The 15,411-nt window shown below is 57.0% G+C and carries 12 protein-coding genes and 2 pseudogenes; 3 read left to right on the forward strand and 11 right to left on the reverse strand.

The window, feature by feature from the left end; all coding sequences use genetic code 11:
* The 4 genes from DQG13_RS16565 to DQG13_RS16580 all read right to left on the reverse strand — a co-directional run.
* The coding region (locus DQG13_RS16565) for a sugar-binding protein (RefSeq protein WP_181592789.1) at positions 1-2,749 on the reverse strand (2,749 nt) is incomplete at its 3' end.
* A 32-nt stretch (positions 2,750-2,781) separates the two neighbouring features.
* A complete protein-coding gene (locus tag DQG13_RS16570) occupies positions 2,782-3,639 on the reverse strand; it encodes a carbohydrate ABC transporter permease (RefSeq protein ID WP_113020902.1) in 858 nt (285 codons plus the stop codon).
* Positions 3,633-4,607, reverse strand: a complete 975-nt coding sequence (locus DQG13_RS16575) for an ABC transporter permease (protein ID WP_258525705.1) — start codon at positions 4,605-4,607, stop codon at positions 3,633-3,635. The genes DQG13_RS16570 and DQG13_RS16575 overlap by 7 nt, the downstream gene beginning before the upstream one ends.
* An 8-nt stretch (positions 4,608-4,615) precedes the next feature.
* Positions 4,616-6,202 (reverse strand): extracellular solute-binding protein, encoded by a 1,587-nt coding sequence (locus DQG13_RS16580; RefSeq protein WP_113020903.1) that lies wholly within the window; start codon positions 6,200-6,202, stop codon positions 4,616-4,618.
* Between the two features lie 229 nt (positions 6,203-6,431).
* Between DQG13_RS16580 and DQG13_RS16585 the strand changes: the two genes are divergently transcribed.
* Positions 6,432-8,750 (forward strand): helix-turn-helix domain-containing protein, encoded by a 2,319-nt coding sequence (locus DQG13_RS16585; protein WP_181592790.1) that lies wholly within the window; start codon positions 6,432-6,434, stop codon positions 8,748-8,750.
* A 17-nt stretch (positions 8,751-8,767) separates the two neighbouring features.
* Here the strand turns inward: DQG13_RS16585 and DQG13_RS16590 are convergent, their stop codons facing one another.
* From DQG13_RS16590 to DQG13_RS31880, 3 genes and pseudogenes are all read right to left on the reverse strand, one after another.
* Entirely contained in the window at positions 8,768-9,994 is a 1,227-nt protein-coding gene (locus DQG13_RS16590) for an RtcB family protein (RefSeq protein WP_113020905.1), read from the reverse strand.
* 49 nt (positions 9,995-10,043) lie between these two features.
* Entirely contained in the window at positions 10,044-10,229 is a 186-nt protein-coding gene (locus tag DQG13_RS16595; protein ID WP_220094393.1) for a nucleotidyltransferase domain-containing protein, read from the reverse strand.
* A gap of 7 nt (positions 10,230-10,236) precedes the next feature.
* Positions 10,237-10,359: pseudogene (locus tag DQG13_RS31880) on the reverse strand (hypothetical protein); the annotation flags it as partial.
* Positions 10,360-10,449: 90 nt separating this feature from the next.
* Here DQG13_RS31880 and DQG13_RS16600 point away from each other — a divergent pair.
* Positions 10,450-11,718 (forward strand): helix-turn-helix transcriptional regulator, encoded by a 1,269-nt coding sequence (locus DQG13_RS16600; protein WP_113020907.1) that lies wholly within the window; start codon positions 10,450-10,452, stop codon positions 11,716-11,718.
* Complete coding sequence (locus tag DQG13_RS16605; protein ID WP_113020908.1) at positions 11,705-12,535, forward strand: WYL domain-containing protein; 831 nt, start codon at positions 11,705-11,707, stop codon at positions 12,533-12,535. The genes DQG13_RS16600 and DQG13_RS16605 overlap by 14 nt, the downstream gene beginning before the upstream one ends.
* Here the strand turns inward: DQG13_RS16605 and DQG13_RS16610 are convergent.
* The 4 genes and pseudogenes from DQG13_RS16610 to DQG13_RS16625 all read right to left on the reverse strand — a co-directional run bounded on the left by DQG13_RS16610 (position 12,490) and on the right by DQG13_RS16625 (position 14,999).
* Complete coding sequence (locus tag DQG13_RS16610; RefSeq protein ID WP_113020909.1) at positions 12,490-12,972, reverse strand: GNAT family N-acetyltransferase; 483 nt, start codon at positions 12,970-12,972, stop codon at positions 12,490-12,492. The two genes, DQG13_RS16605 and DQG13_RS16610, sit on opposite strands and share 46 nt — an antisense overlap.
* 150 nt (positions 12,973-13,122) lie before the next feature.
* A complete protein-coding gene (locus DQG13_RS16615) occupies positions 13,123-13,854 on the reverse strand; it encodes a class I SAM-dependent methyltransferase (RefSeq protein WP_113020910.1) in 732 nt (243 codons plus the stop codon).
* 32 nt (positions 13,855-13,886) lie between these two features.
* A pseudogene (locus DQG13_RS16620) lies at positions 13,887-14,425 on the reverse strand (TatD family hydrolase).
* Entirely contained in the window at positions 14,418-14,999 is a 582-nt protein-coding gene (locus DQG13_RS16625) for an RNA 2'-phosphotransferase (RefSeq protein ID WP_113020911.1), read from the reverse strand. Before DQG13_RS16625 ends, DQG13_RS16620 begins: the two are co-directional and overlap by 8 nt.
* Positions 15,000-15,411: the final 412 nt, after the last annotated feature.

Genomic DNA, 15,411 nt, shown 5'->3' on the forward strand with positions numbered 1-15,411 from the left:
CATTGATATAATTCCAGTTGTCGTTGCCGTTGATTTGGCTGAATTCCGAAAACCGCTCAATATCCACCCCCCAGGAGAGACTGCCCCGGGGGTCGCCCATAATCTTGGCATGGACCGCCAGCTCGGGAGCCAGCTCGTGAATAATCCCGGCCATCCATTCATGCCAGCGTGAAAAGTAGTCATTGTTGAACATCACATAATCGTACGACCAGGGGCTGGCCGTTACATTGGCAGGCATGGGCACCTCCGTAAAAGCGGCGTACCCGCTTTGATAAACCCGGTTCAGCTCCCCGATATCCCCGCCGTACAGCTCCTCCAGATAGCTGTGCCAGAAGGGCAGCGCGTAGGCATCCTTGTTGGACTGGTAGACAGATTCATTGGTCAAGGTGATGCTATGCAGCGACGGATAATCTTTGACAGCGGGAATCAACGCCCTCAAATAATCCTCCATAATGGCCTGCGCCATGGGTTGAAACAGAGAAAATTTAATAAATCCGTTGTTGGCTACATTCAGCTCCGGCCATTTGGTCAGAGCCCATGCCGGAAAATAATGGGGGGAAATCAGCAGATTAACCGCCACATCATGGGTTGCCGCCCGTGTTAAGGCCTGTTCAATATCCGACTGGATTTTTCCGGTGGACACAACATATTCCTTATTCTCGTCATAACCGCCCAAATCCTCAAAGCCGGAGTTGGCCACCAGATTCACGTCGCTTCCCAATTTTCCCACCCACAGATCATCCACCCAGATGACCCCTGTATTTTCCGACAGCACCATTAGCTTGTAGCTCGTTTCCTGAGGCCCCGTCGTATATTCATAGACCACTTCCTGCCAGTCGTAAGTGCCGCTGGGGAAGGATTTGCGCTGCTTCATGGAAGCGCCGCCGGGGAACCAGGTATTCCGTGCATTATTACCCTTCACCCACACCTTGAACTGATAGGTGGTGTTGGGTTCTACCGCAATGGTTTGGGCCACATTGATGTAGACGTTAGACTGGTATGGCGAGGAATTGGAAATCTGCAGGGAACGGAGGCCGGAATGGCTAACCCCCTCCACTACCTCCGCAGCAGCGTTGACATTGCCTGCGCGGCTCACCGAATATTGATTGATAAAATCCTTCTTGTCGAGAATCACATCACGGGGGCCGATTTCAATCTGAATGGCATTGGCTCCCAAATCCTGAAACTTGGGAATATCCTCTCTCACCTTGGTAAAAGCGCCATAACCCGTGAAGAAAATGGGACGTTCCTCCACTGCGCCCGTGCTTCTGACCTTCGTATCCCCCACAAAGGAATACCCGTCTATGGCCGGACGGCCGGTGACATACCGGGGGACGGCCAAGGGTGTTCCGCTTCCGTTCAGATAACCTTGCAGCTTCCCGGCAGCTTCCTCATAGAGCTCTTGCAGCTCCACCGCTACATAATAGGCCCGGCTCAGCCGGCCCTGAACAATATCCTCCTTGCCATAGCCGATAAAATCCTTGATCACCGCATAATTGATCCGCTCGTAATCCGTGGCAAGCCCCTGGGCCTCACACTGCTGCAAAAGCCCCTCCAATTGGGGAAGCTTGGCGGCGACCGCATTCAACCGGGCCTCCACCTCCGCCGGCGTCATCACCGCCGTTGCCACCAGCTCCTGCTGCCGTTCACCCCCGCCGGAGGCCGTCAGGGCAAAGTCCAAGGGATGGTCTCCCGCTTCCGCCGGGGCAAAGGGCAGCCTCACCTCGGCTACCGTCCGTCCGGGCACCGTCAGGCTCCGGTCCGCGCCCAGGGCTTCGGACTTCAACTGCAGGGTTACGGGAGCGCTTTCCCAATTGACCGCGTAAACGGCATATTCCACCGTAGCGGAAACCGGAACCTCCTTGGGCCCCTCCACCCAAAAGCTCCAATCCGTTTCTGCCGGAATCAGGTGAACCTGGGCATGGGAGGCCGGGCTTTTGGCCTTGCCGATCCCGGGGGTCCATTCCATCCATCCCCGGCGTCCCGCGCCGTCGTTGTCATTGAACAGCATGGTAAAGGGAAGCACATTCGTCTCCGGCTTCCCCGTATAAATGGTGCTCCAGGGCATCTTCACCTCATACACAATTTCATTGCCGCCCTGCACCGCAGCTACCGTAATTTGCGCCGCTCCCTCTATCGCCTTGCCCTCGCTGAACTGCCAAACATGGGCCTGGCCGTCCATATAGTTGATGCCGTATTCCGGGCCATAGGTGCCGTCGGGGCTGAAGGCAAACTGAATGCTGTCCCCCCGCCACATGGTGCTGTCGGAGACGGGAGTATGTACATTATCCGTCACCCGGGCTGCCCAGTAAAAATATTGCTCATCATAGGCCATATAGACGCTTGCCGACACGTCCTCCGGCCCGCTCCAGCCGGTCATGGCCAGTTGGGCCTCATTTTGCGGCAGCCGCAGCTCCGCATACGGCCCCCATTCGTCCAAGCTGCCGTCAATGGCGATGCTCCCTGTTCCTCCTGCTCCCGCTTCCAGAGCCAGGGCATGATTATGGCTGCCAAAGGAGGAACGGAAATCCTCCCACATGATGTAGACTGGAGGCTCCGGCGGCATGGAAGTCTCCAGTCGAGATTGTGACAGCGCTTGCAATTCTTGCCCCAGCACAGCAGCGGGAAATCCCGCTGCTGCCAGAGCGAACACGAGCAACCACATCGCCGCCGGGAAACACCGCCGCTTCCGCTGCTTCCATATGCCGAGGAATCTGCGATGCTCCCGCCTGTTTGTTTGATTGTTCATCCGTTTGCTCCCTTCTTTAATCATCTGCCGACTCAGCCCTTCACGGAGCCCAGCAGAACTCCTTTAACAAAATATTTTTGGAGGAATGGATACACGCATAGAATGGGCAGTACAGTAATGATAATTCCCGCCGCCTTCAGCCCCTCCGGCTGGATATATTGAGAGGCGTCCCCGCCGCTGAGCAGTGCGTCCAGAGGAGTCTGAAGCATCTGATACAGCTTTACGGTCACCGGCAGCAGCTTGGATTTGCTGATGAAGTAAAGGGCGTTGGCATAGGTGTTCCACAGCGCCACCGCATAGAACAGCGAGATGGCTGCCAGAATGGGCTTGGACAAGGGCAGAGTCAACCGGAAAAACACCACCAGGTCTGTTGCCCCGTCCATCATGGCCGATTCCTCCAGCTCCTTGGGCAGTCCCTCAAAGAAGGACTTCATCACAAACAAATTATAGGCGCTGACCAAACCGGGCAGCCAGATGGCCCAAAAGGTGTTTATCAGATGCAGGTTCTTGATGAGCAGGAACAGCGGAATCAGTCCGGTGCCGAACATCATGCTGAACAGCACAGCGAAGGTGAACACCGCCCTGCCCTTCAAACGCGGCTTCGACAGGGAAAAGGCAGCCAGAGTGGTAGCGACCATCTGCAGCAGCGTGCCAATGAGCGTAATCTCCACCGTATTGCGCAGGGCATAGAGCAACTGGCCGTCCTGAAAAAGCTTCCGGTAAGCCATCACGTTGAATTCCACCGGCCACATCACCACTTCACCCGAAACAATAGCCCTGCTGCTGCTAAAGGACATAGCCAGTATGTTCAGAATGGGGAACACAGTTGTAAAGGCGCAAAGCGCCAGTGCCAGATACAGGGGAAGACTTGCCGTCCTGCGCTTTACCATAGTCCGCCCTCCCCCAGCTTTTTCACCGTTTTGTTAACCGCAAGCACCAGGATCAGGCTGATGGCCCCTTGGAAGAGGCCCACCGCCGTAGCCAGGCTGTACTGGGCATTCTGCAAGCCTACCCGGTAGACATAGGTGCTGATGACATCCGACACGCTGAACACTGCCGGATTCTGCAAATTCAATACCTGCTCGAAGCCTACGTCCATCATCTTGCCCATTTGCAGCACCAGCAGAATGGCAATGGTGCCGCGGATGCCCGGCAGCGTGATATGCCAGATTTGCCGCAGCTTGGAGGCGCCGTCAATCTTGGCCGCTTCATACAGCCCCGGGTCGATGGAGGTAATGGCTGCCATATAGATGATGGTCCCCCAGCCTGCGCTCTGCCACACCGTAGAGGCGCTGAACACCGCCGGCCACCAGCGGGTGCTGGTCATGAAGAAGATCGGCTCCTGACCGAAGAATTGCAGCAGGGCGTTGACCACTCCTGTGGAGGGAGACAAGAGGGAGGTGATGATTCCTCCCAGCACCACCCAAGAGATGAAGAAGGGCAGATACAGCATATTCTGCACAACCCGCTTGAACCAATTGACCCGCACCTCATTCAGGAGGATGGACAGCACTATCGGCGCGGGGAACGCCACGATAAGATTATACAGGTTGAGCAATAGCGTATTGCGCAGAATCATCCAGAAATCCTGGCTGTGGAACAAGATCCGGAAGTGCTTCAGCCCCGCCCACGGACTGCCCCAGATTCCCTGAAGCAGCCGAAAATCCTTAAAGGCAATAATCTCCCCGAACAGGGTCACATACTTAAACAAAAGGAAGAAAGACATGGCCGGAAGCAGGAACAGGTACAGATAACGATCTCGCTTCAAGTAGTACAGCAGGCCTCTCCCGGGCCTCCGCTCCGGCATAACCGCAAGGGGAACGGCGTCCCCCGAGGAATGCTTGTGTAATGTGTTCATGTCCTACCTCATTTCAGCTTATCTTTGTTGGCGTCATACCAGGCCTGCACCTTGGCGGTTACACTGTCGCCGCCCAGGTTGTCCCAGGCTTGCTTGATCTCCGCCACAGCCTTGTCCGGGGTCTCATCCGTCATGGCCATGCGGGTGTTAATCTCCTTCCACTTGGCTTCAAACTGGGTGGCAATGGCGGAATATTCCGATACCGGCGGCACATACGGGAAATCCTTGCGGAACGGAGTGGTTTCCGTATTTTTGATGATGGTATTTTTCAGCTCGGCCATGGCCAGATCCGTCGGGTCCTTGCCCGCCCGGGTAATCAGATATTCCGGAGTCTGCTGCTCCTGAAGCACCAGCCGGTATTCATTGCCGTAGGCCACCTCTGTCTTCCACTTGTCGTAATCGCTGGTGACGGGAATGCCGTTTACCAACTGGTAATGAACCCCCTCGGTTCCGTAGGTGAGAGGTTTCCAGCCCGTATCCAGCATCCAGTCGATGAATTCCATGGCGGCCTTGGGGTTCTTCATATTCGTGTTGAAGGCGGTGAGGAGGAAATTGGGCACCTCCATCTCATAGCCGTTCGTTCCGTACTTGGTGGACAGGGGCGGAACCACGGCCAGCTTGGCCCCGGGATTATTTTTTTGCAGATCGCCCAATGTGTTGTCCATGCCGATGTTGCTAAAGTAGATCCCCGCTCTGCCGGTGGTCCAAAGCTGCTTCTGGCGGGAGAATTCCTTATCGGTGGCATATTCCTTGTCCACTAAGGATTCCTTGTAGACCAGTTGGCGGAAGGCCAGAGCATCCTTGTATCGGGGGGTAAAAAAGCTCTGAATCACCTTGCCGTCTTCCACGAACCATGCCCCGCTGCGGGCCTGGAACCAATCGTCGGTAATAGCCATATAGGCGGTGGACATGGCCATGGGGATGGTATCCTTGGCATTGTTGCCGTCCGGGTCCCTGTCGCGGAAGGCCTTGGCTACCTCGATCAGCTCATCCACCGACTTGGGCATCGCCAACCCCAGCTTATCCAGCCAATCCTGCCGGATATAGATGGCGGTGTTGGCGCGGGTGGGGCGCATGCTGGCAATGGTGTACATTTTTCCGTCCTCCAGGGTCAGGTACGGCTTCAGCTCCGGATGCTCCTGGAGATATTTTTTGTAGCTGGTGCTGTACTTGTCGATGTACTCATCCAGAGGCTGGATCGCCCCCTCCTTGGCCCAGCGGACTATGAAGTCCCGGTTGTAGGTGGACAGCATATCCGGGGCCTGCTCCGAGGCGAGAAGCACATTGAACTTGTCCGCCTCCTGATTGCGCGGGATGGGTACCCAGTTCACCTTGACACCCGACTGTTCATTGATCAGTTTGGTCCAGCGGTTCTCCTCATAGGTGCCTTCACTGGTGGCCACCTGCCCCCGGTCATAGATGGAAGCGGATACCACCTTGGGCAAGGCATCATATTTGTCGCCTCCGGCAACGGATGCCGACGGCTCTGCCCCTCCGGAATCGCCGCCGCTGCAGGCGGACAGTACAGCCGAGCCGCCTGCCAGGATAACCAGAAGCGCCGGAAGCAGTTTCTTCGTCTTCGTTCTGTTTGTCATGAATTGACCTCCTCTTGTGATAGTAGCGATGCAAACCGAGCGTACCAGAAAGCGCCGGAGGCAGGCCAGTGGCAGAATCACCGATCAGGTGGCAACAGCCCCACACCAGGCTTTTTTGTAGGAAACGGCAATGGATTATGGAAAATGACACGCGCTAAAATTGCCGCATCCAGGCTATAATGAATGGAGATTGCAGAGGGAGTGAACGGGTTTGCGCAGAAGGATATCCTTGAAAGTCCAGCTTATCTATATCGGCCTCTTCATTCTCATTATAGGCTTCATCGCGGCTATTAATTATACAAGCTCCATTCGCCAGTTGGAGAGCCAGGTTATTGAATCCAACCAGAATGTGCTGGCGCAAATCAGCAAGCGGATGGACAGCATGCTCCAGGAAGTGAACCTTACGGTTATCAATTATTTGCGGATGCCGGGAGTGCAAGCCTTTTTTGAAACGCCCTCCTCCGGCTCTTCCTCCTATCTTCTGAGTGTCTCCGCTCTCCAGGACCAGTTGGGCAGTGTTATGGGAGCCAATTTCAATATGAAATCGGCGATGCTCTATTCCCGCGTCAAGGACGAAGTGATGACCGCATCCGATGTATACAGTCTGAAGGAACGGAAGGAGCTGGAGTGGGTCAGGTCATTTCTGGACAGCAAGTCCCCCAAGTGGACGGCTCTGGGTCCGGAAGCAGACCTGTCGGGAGGGAATGCCGCATATGATGCAGCCTCACCGGATAGGCCCGGCGAGTGCCAAATTCTTCTGGTCCATTATTATCCCCTGAATGCAGGTCCGGCGGACAGCAAGGGAATGGCGATTATCCGGATTAATGAAAAAAGCATTTCCGCCCTGTTTGAGGATCTTCAGTTCAGCGGCAGTGACAATGTATTTCTCATGGACGGCAGCGGCCGCATTCTCTCCCACAAGAACCCCGGCTTGATCTGGCAAAGCGTGGCCGACAGGAGCTACAGCCGGGAACTGCTGGCCCGGCAGGGACGGGGCTACCTGATGGACAAAGGAAACCGCAGCCTGATTTTTTACGACACATCGTACACGGGATGGAAGCTGGTGTATATTGTTTCGGAGCGGCAGATCAGCACGCTCACCCTGACTGTCCGCTATATTTTGGCAGGGTTGGCCTGCGCCATGGTGCTTGTGGCTGTGGCGGCCAGCTTGTTCATTAACCGGAGATGGTTTGCGCCAATGGAGCGGTTTGTCGGCAAGCTGGAGGAAATGGCGGTTAGGCGCCGCGGAGGCCAAGGAGGCGGAGGCTCCTATCAGGAGCTTGAGCTTGAAATCCGGCAGGTGTTTACCGGATACTATGACGCGGAAAAGCGGCTTCACGAAAGCCTGCCGGCGCGGAAGCTGCAGATCATGTTCGAGCTTCTTACCGGTGGCAGAACCCGCTACCAGGCGGCGGAGCCGCTGCTGGAGCAAGCGGGAATCAGGCTGTACCCTGCCCATTACACGGTATTGGCTATGGAATTTGACTATACGGCAGATTGGGGCAAGCCCGGGGATATGAACCTCTTTTTGTATGGGCTGTGCAATGTGGCGGAGGAAATCGCTTCCTCGCTGGAGGGAATGAAGGGCGCCGCCGTCCAGATGAACGGCTACCAGGCGGTGATGGTGCTAAGCTTTGCCGATTCGTCGGAAGCCCGCAATCTGCAGGCTGCCAGACGTTTTGCGGAGGCTTTGATGAGCTATATCGAAGCCTGCTTCAAGCGGACGATCTGTGTGGGAATAGGCGGCCACTATACCGACTTTGGAAGCATCAAAACCTCCTATCAGGAAGCGCTGCGGATGATTTCATGCAAAATTCTGACCGGACAGAATACCATCATTACCCGGGATGAGGTGGGCAATTGGGACAACCGCAGGCTTGTGGAGGTGTTTGAAACGGCCGATACCTTGCTGGGGGTGGTGCGGCAGGCACAAGCGGAACGGGCCGGGGAGCTGCTGGAGGAGCTTTTTGCACAGGCGGAACGGGCCAGACTATCCAAGGAAATGATGGTTCAGCTTTGCCTGCAGCTTGTCCTCCGCACCTTGCAGACAGCGGAGGATGCAGGGGTTGGCGAGCTGTTCAGAGCGGAGCACAAGGCGCTTCCCGGCAGCCTGGAGCATTGCGGGTCGCTGAAGGAAATGCGGGAAGCCGTCGGCGTTATGACGGCGCAGCTGATTGCGGCGCTTCAGGAGAAGCGGAGCAGCCGAAGAAAAAGCGCGGAGCTGGTGGAGTCGGTTATGGCTTATGCAGCCGAGCATTATAATCAGAGCGATTTGTCGGTGAATTTCCTTGCGGAGCGTTACGGCCTCACCCCCAATTATGTGAGCAAGCTGTTTAAGGACTATACCAAATGCAATTTTGTGGATTATCTGGCACAGGTGCGGGCCAAGGAGGCGGCCCGCCTCCTCTTGTCCACGCCGATTAAGCTGGATGAGGTTGCGCTGCAAATCGGCTACACCAACTTTTCCAGCTTTCTGCGGAACTTCAAGAAGCATTACGGGATGACCCCCACCGAATACAGGCAGCTGCACCGCGCCGAAGACTCCTGAACTTGAGCGAGCGCACGTTAATCCTTGTACGGATCGAACTCATCCGCTCCGGCCATGCAAACTCCAATGGGCTTCAGCGTATGCAGCACGCCTATGGTTTCCGCATGGGCATCCAGCACCTGCCGCAGGCTCCGGTACACAAACGGACTCTCGTCCGTGCCTGCGCCCCGCAGCTCCACACCGAAGGACTGGACCGCCTCCATCATCTGCGCTCTGGTGATCTGCCCGCCGCTTCTCGCGCGGGTCTTCCAGTTCATCCTGCCGGCGGCCTGGGTCCGGCTCATAATCCGCCCGGCGCCGTGCACCGTGCTGTAGAAGGCCTCCTTGTTTTCGGCGCTGTCCTTCCCCTGCACAATGACCGAGATATCCCCCATGCTGCCGCCGATAAAACCCAGCTGCCCCGGCGCGGAGGGGGTTGCGCCCTTGCGCACCACAATTACCTCCCTGCCGTCATGCTGCTCCCGCCACGCATAGTTGTGATGGTTATGCACCGCAAAATCCGCTTCCGTCCCCAAAATCCGCAGCACCTGGTCCATGACGTAATCCCGTCCGGCATAGGCGTACCGTCCGGCCAGCCGCATGGCGCACTCGTACATCTCTCCCAGTTCGCTGTTCAGGTCAAACAGCACAGGCGGCTGCTCTAGCTTTTCCCCGGGGGCATTGTCCAGGAAGCCCCGGTCCGCCGCCAGATTCAGAAACCCGCTGGCCGTCCTGTGCCCGAAACCCCGGCTGCCGAAATGATTGGCCGCCCACAGGCGTCCGGTACCCTCTTCCTCAAACAGGTCCACAAAGTGGTTGCCGCTGCCAACCGTACCCAACTGGTCCCGGGCCAATGTTTTCAGCTTGTCATGGACCTGCTTGCCTATGGAACTGTACACCGCCCAATCCGGGTCATCAAAAAGCGCATGATCCGCCTTCTCCTGGTTCACCCGCCCGATCCCAAAGGAAATGGTCCGGGCAATCTCATCCATCACCTGCGCCAGCCGCGGCTTCATATCCGCAGCATAAAGCCGGGTGCGGACCGCCTTGTTGCCGCAGGCAATATCGTAGCCTACGCCGGAGGGGGAAATTTGGCCGTCATAGACCACCACCCCGCCGATAGGCTGGCTGTAGCCCTGGTGATGGTCCGCCATCAAGAGGGTTTGCACCACCTGCCCGGTACCGGCGCAGGTCCGCGCCTGGGCCAGCGCGCCCGCGTCCGGGCTGCCCCAAATCCTTATGCCGTCAATCACTTGATAGGCCATGGTATTGGCTCACTCCTTTAGGTGTATAAGTAGTCTCGAACTCAGCGACTCAGCCCCACACCTCTGCCAGCGCCGAGCGGAAGAGTTCATCCAGCTGCCGGTCCTGCCTCTCTCCGGCTGTCCGCATACCTGGTGCAGCTTCCTCGTAATAGGCGATTCCGGCCTCCAAAAAGTCGTTGATAGCCGAGATTCTCGGCTCTATATCCAGCTCCTCGCCTGCCCGATTCGCAGGCATACAAGATCCGCACCTGCTCCTCCCCTTCGATTTTGGCCAATTCGGCTGTTACCCGTTCCTTCATGTCTGTCATCCCTGTTCCTCCTCTCTCTTCGCGTCTATCTTCCCTCATTCCAGTCCCGCCGAACATGGCGGAAGTATTACGAGCGGAAAAAACTTTGCCATTTCCGTCCAACGGAACCCCTGCTACAATAAAACCAATAAGAAATGGAGGATTACCATGGCCAAGGAGAGCTTCGATAAGGAAATCCAATTTCTGCGGCTGCTGGCGCTGACCAGCGGGGCTTTCAGCAGGCAGCAGTTTGCCGAGCGGCTGGGCATTTCGGTGCACACCTTCGACAAGACTCTGCGCCGCCTGAAGGATGTGGTCGGCTCCATGCAGCAGCAGAACTATTATGATTCCGCCGACCCGCTTTTGCTGTTTCTCTTCCGGGCCAAGTCGGTGAAGGAGTCGGAAAGCGAACGGCTGTCCCTGCTCTTGGGGACGATGCAGCAGGGCGAGGCCCTGACTGCCATGGAGCTGCTGGATACCTGCTGCGGCGCCATGCCTGCCCATCTTCCCCCGCCTGACGAAAAAACCATCCGCTCGGATCTGAAATATCTGGAGGAGGTGGGCGTCATCCGCAAGGAGCCGGGCCCCCGCCCCTACCGCTACCGGATTCAGGACCAACTGGTGCGGAGCCTCACCGATGACGAGCTGCGGGATTTATATGATTTTGTGGATGTGATGTCCAATACCCAGGTGCCGTCCGTACAGGGCTATCTCCTCCGCGACGGGCTGAAAAAGCAGCTTCAGCGGACCGCCGGCGGGGAACCGGCTGTGGAGGCTTTTTTATACAAGTACCATTACCACTCGCGGATTCTGGACGAAGCCCATCTGTTCACCCTGCTCCATGCCATCCGCCGCTGCCGCAAGGTGGAGTTCCTTTACTTTTCGCCCAAGTCTGAAAAGAGCTATGCCTCCAAAAACACCAATCCCCTGTTTGAGCGGGATGCGGCGGGGAAAATGGTGCGGACGCTGCCCCTGCGGATTGTGTACGATCACCAATACGGCAGATGGTATCTGCTGGCCCATGGCAGGGAGGGTTTGCGGAAATACCGGATGGAGGGCATGACCCAGATCGAGGAGCATGAAGCCGTAGACGAAGCATGGTACGGGCAAAAGCAAACCGAGCTGGATGACAAGCTGCGGTACAGTTGGCTCATCGATACGGGTCCGGCGGTGCGGGTGCGGGCCCGGTTTTTCAGCCCGGAGGGCTCCGAGCCCAACTTCGTGAAGGAGCGGGTGCTGCTGCAGGGGCAGTGGGGAGAAATTGTACAGGAGGAGGAGCAATCCTTCATCTATGAAATCACGGTGAACGGCATTACCGAGATTAAGCCATGGCTGCGCAGCTTCGGCTCCAGCTGCGAGGTGCTGGAGCCCCGGCAGCTCCGCCAGGAAATGATCGCCGAATGGAAGGAGATCCGGGACTACTATGAATCTGTTTGAGAAAATCTTCAATTACCAGATTATCTCCCGGCTGGAGGATTCCGGCGCGTTTATGGTTACGGCCCATGAACGGGCCTGGCTGAAGACGATGCTGGGGCATCCTGCCGCCAGAGAAGCCTTCACCCCGGAGACTCTGGAGAAGCTGCGCTCCATTCTGGAACCGGATGAGACGCTGGATACCCACCGCTACCTGCTGGAAAAAGCGCGGAGTGTGGAGAAGCAGGTGTACCATCCCCTGCTGCGGACGGTGCGGCGGCTGATCCAGGGGAAAAGCGGCATCTGTCTTTCGTACAAGGTGAAGGACGGACGGGTGCATACCGGGCAGCATGGCTGCCCCTACAAGCTGGAATATTCCATGGTCAAGCGGGAATGGTATCTGCTCTGGTTCCACCTGCGGAGCCACTCCTTCATGAGCACCCGGCTGCAAAACATCCTCTCTCTGGAGGCGGAGCCTCTGCATCCCCAGACGGCGGGGGCCGTTGGCCGGAAAATCGGGAAGCTGCTGGACTTCCGCAGAAGCGAGGCTCTGATCGAGATCATCCCTATGTACAATGAGGAGCTGTCGCGGATTCTGTATGCTTTTTCCAGCTTCGAGAAGGATGTGCTGTATGACGGGGATACGGATACATACCGGGTGAAGGTGACGGTGATGGGGGACCAGGCGGAGTATCTGCTGTCCAAAATCCGCTTCCTGGGCAAACGGGTCCGGGTGGTGGAGGGGAATTATCTCAAGCGGCGTATGCTGGAGGCCTCCGCCAAAGCTCTGGACCGCTACGGCGTGGGCGAGTCCGGGGAGGCGTTGTCCCCATCCTCGTAACGCAGCCGCATTTTCAGAATGGGGAAAGGATTGCCTTGGTCATCCCGGGCGAGACGTTCAACTGCCTCGAAGCCCATATGCTCATAAAATCCTCTTGCCCCGGGATTCTGCTCATTCACATCCACATACCGGACGCCATAAGTGCGGATGGCCAGCTCCACCAGCCTTCTGCCGGTTCCCTGGCCTGCATAGTCCGGCGACAGGAACAGCATCTCGATTTTCCCGTCGGCCAGGCCCATAAACCCTGCGGGAACATCGCTGTCGCTGGCCACTATCAGCACAGGGATTTCCGCAAGGGCGGCTTTGACCAACGGCTCCAGCCTCTCGATATCCGCCAGGCCCAGAAAAGCATGGGTCGCCTCCACTGAACGCCGCCACACTCCCGCCAGCGCTGCCATCAGCTCCGGCGGTCTTTCTTTGTATAGGGTCAGCTCCATATTCTTCCTCCCGCTCTTATGCTGCCATCAAGGTCCGGCCGTTTCCTTTGCCGCGGCGGTATCGGCTGTGCTGTCCAGCATGCCATATTGGGCGAACATATCCGCCGTATACCGGGTAATGTTCCGCATCTGTTGCTCCTCCGGGTCAAGTTATTGCTTCCTGGCGGAAATGATCAGCATCATCGGCCGGCGAAGCTCGTTTTCCATCCCTTCCACGGTGCGGAGCAGCTCCTCGGAGGGAGTAGGCTCCACTACACCGGTGACGGCAAAGCCGCCTTGAAGGAGGCCATTCAGGTAAGTGGTCAGGGTACGGTGAACCTTCACCACCTGCTCCCCCAGAAACACGGTGCTGCGCTGCCCTTCGGAGAAATAGCGGTCCACCGGAAAGTGCATGATGCGGCCGTCCTCGTCATAATGCCAATCCTGAGCGCCGGATGCGGTAAACACCGGATGCTCCACCGTAAACACCAGCTCCCCTCCGGGAACCAGCCAGCGGGCCAGCTTCTCCACGATTGCCCCGAAGGATTCCACATAATGAAGGGCCAAGGAGCTGATGATCAGGTCAAAAGACCGGTCGGCGAAGGCGACCTCCTCAATGGACTCCTGGATGTAAGCGATGCGCGGGTCTGTTTGCTCCTTTGCCCGGCGGAGCATTTTTTCGGAGAGGTCTACCCCCGTTACGGAGACGGCCCCCTGCCCGATGGCGTATTGGCAATGCCAGCCGAAGCCGCAGCCCAGGTCCAGCACCCGTTTGCCATTCATGTCCGGCATCATCCGGCGGAGGCTTTCCCATTCCCCTGCCCCGGCAAGGCCGTGGACGGAACGGTTCATTTGGCTGTATTTTTCAAAAAAAGCCTGATCGTCATATTTGTTCTGCTTCATGATGAATGCTCCTTATTGGCGAAATGGAGGGGCTACAGTTCAAAAAAGGCGGTGGCTGCGGCTGTTGTGGCCTGTGCCACCTCTTCAGCCGATTTGCCCAGACACTGGGCGACAGTGTGCAGAATATGGGGCAGGAAAGCGGGTTCGTTCCGCCCGTCGGCAGGCTTTTCCGGCAGGTCCCGGGGAGTCAGGAACGGAGCATCCGTCTCCAGCATCAGCCGGTCCAGGGGGATCAGCCGCACCAGCTCCCGCAGATGCTTGCCTCTCCGCTCACCTGGGGCAAGGCCGCCAGTTCCTTCAGTTGGGCAAGGATATCTTCGTTGCAATGTTTGGCGTCATGGGGATGGACGCCTGCCGTGGCGTACAGCTTGCCGGGATACCGTCCCGCATAACGGGCCGCCTCCCCGCTGCTCCGCAGGTTGGTTCCGGTGATGACAAGGGGAGTCACCCGGTTGGACAACGCCCGCTCCACCACCTGCTCCCGGTCCTGCTGGAAGGAGCGGTGCATCAGATTGACGCCGATATCTACAATAGAATGAGGCAAGGGATGCCGCAAGTCCGGATTATTCATGATTGGGATGCCTTCCTTCCGCGTGTTGGTCTATGGAGCAGCTCGCCGCCGGAACCCGGTCTGCCAACCAGACTTCATTGCCTGCATAGTAAAAGGTGGCGCCGGACTCCCGGGCATGGGCCGTATCCACCCGCAAGATAACCAGCTCTCCCCTGCGGCTTCCCGCCATTGTGGCGAAATGGGTACCCTCCGAAAGATGAACATACTGCCGGCCCATGGGGAGCAGCCCCTCCTTCAGAATGGACGGCAGCGCCTTTTGGTTGGTGCCGTGATAGAGGACAGCCGGCGGAATCTCCGGGGTGTAGGAGATATGGTCATGGCTATGCCCATATCTGGCCCGTATCCGCTCGCCTTTCCATTCAAACCGCTGCTTGTCCGAATTGCGCACCACCTGCCGGATATGCTCCAGTGTAACCCATGACCACCGGGAATGCGAAGTAATCGCCGCCAACAGGGAATCGGCCGGACATGATCCGTCCTCCGGGTCCAGAGTTAAGCCAAACTCCCCGGGGGTGTGCCGGAGCGCTTTGGTCATCCATTTGCTTAAAGTTTTTTCTTGTGTTGGCTTTAGCATCTTCTTTTCACTTCCAGTTCTGTATTTCTCCCTTTATTATACCCGGCTCTACCTGCTGGTGCCGGTAATCTTTGGGTAGACTGAAAGATTCCGCAGAGCAAGCTGGGGAGAGCGGATACCGTTTTGTACGTGCCAGAAGGACAAATCTTCTTGGAATGTCCGTTGGAAAGTGGACACGGAGGGATATTGGGAGCACTCGGGAGGTGTGTCTATATGTAGTGTTTGAGCAGCACACCACTTCCGTATATTGTGTTTCACGAAGGAAGTGGAGGGAGAAAGAGCTATTAAGCTCGTGTCCACTTTATGAAAGACAAATTTCGCAAAACGTCTACTATCACAGGACAAAACAACAAGGCAATCGCATTAGAATCACGCACAACCCGCTATTTCCGTATAAATCCGGGCACAGGGA

This window comes from Paenibacillus sp. YN15 (assembly GCF_003285005.1).
GTDB lineage: Bacteria > Bacillota > Bacilli > Paenibacillales > NBRC-103111 > Paenibacillus_AR.

Excerpts from the sequence above, each read along its gene's own strand:
- DQG13_RS16570 (WP_113020902.1), bottom strand. The coding sequence starts at position 3,639 with ATGGTAAAGCGCAGGACGGCAAGTCTTCCCCTGTATCTGGCACTGGCG.
- DQG13_RS16575 (WP_258525705.1), bottom strand. The coding sequence starts at position 4,607 with ATGAACACATTACACAAGCATTCCTCGGGGGACGCCGTTCCCCTTGCG.
- DQG13_RS16580 (WP_113020903.1), bottom strand. The coding sequence starts at position 6,202 with ATGACAAACAGAACGAAGACGAAGAAACTGCTTCCGGCGCTTCTGGTT.
- DQG13_RS16590 (WP_113020905.1), bottom strand. The coding sequence starts at position 9,994 with ATGGCCTATCAAGTGATTGACGGCATAAGGATTTGGGGCAGCCCGGAC.
- DQG13_RS16595 (WP_220094393.1), bottom strand. The coding sequence starts at position 10,229 with ATGCCTGCGAATCGGGCAGGCGAGGAGCTGGATATAGAGCCGAGAATC.
- DQG13_RS16600 (WP_113020907.1), top strand. The coding sequence starts at position 10,450 with ATGGCCAAGGAGAGCTTCGATAAGGAAATCCAATTTCTGCGGCTGCTG.
- DQG13_RS16605 (WP_113020908.1), top strand. The coding sequence starts at position 11,705 with ATGAATCTGTTTGAGAAAATCTTCAATTACCAGATTATCTCCCGGCTG.
- DQG13_RS16610 (WP_113020909.1), bottom strand. The coding sequence starts at position 12,972 with ATGGAGCTGACCCTATACAAAGAAAGACCGCCGGAGCTGATGGCAGCG.
- DQG13_RS16615 (WP_113020910.1), bottom strand. The coding sequence starts at position 13,854 with ATGAAGCAGAACAAATATGACGATCAGGCTTTTTTTGAAAAATACAGC.
- DQG13_RS16625 (WP_113020911.1), bottom strand. The coding sequence starts at position 14,999 with ATGCTAAAGCCAACACAAGAAAAAACTTTAAGCAAATGGATGACCAAA.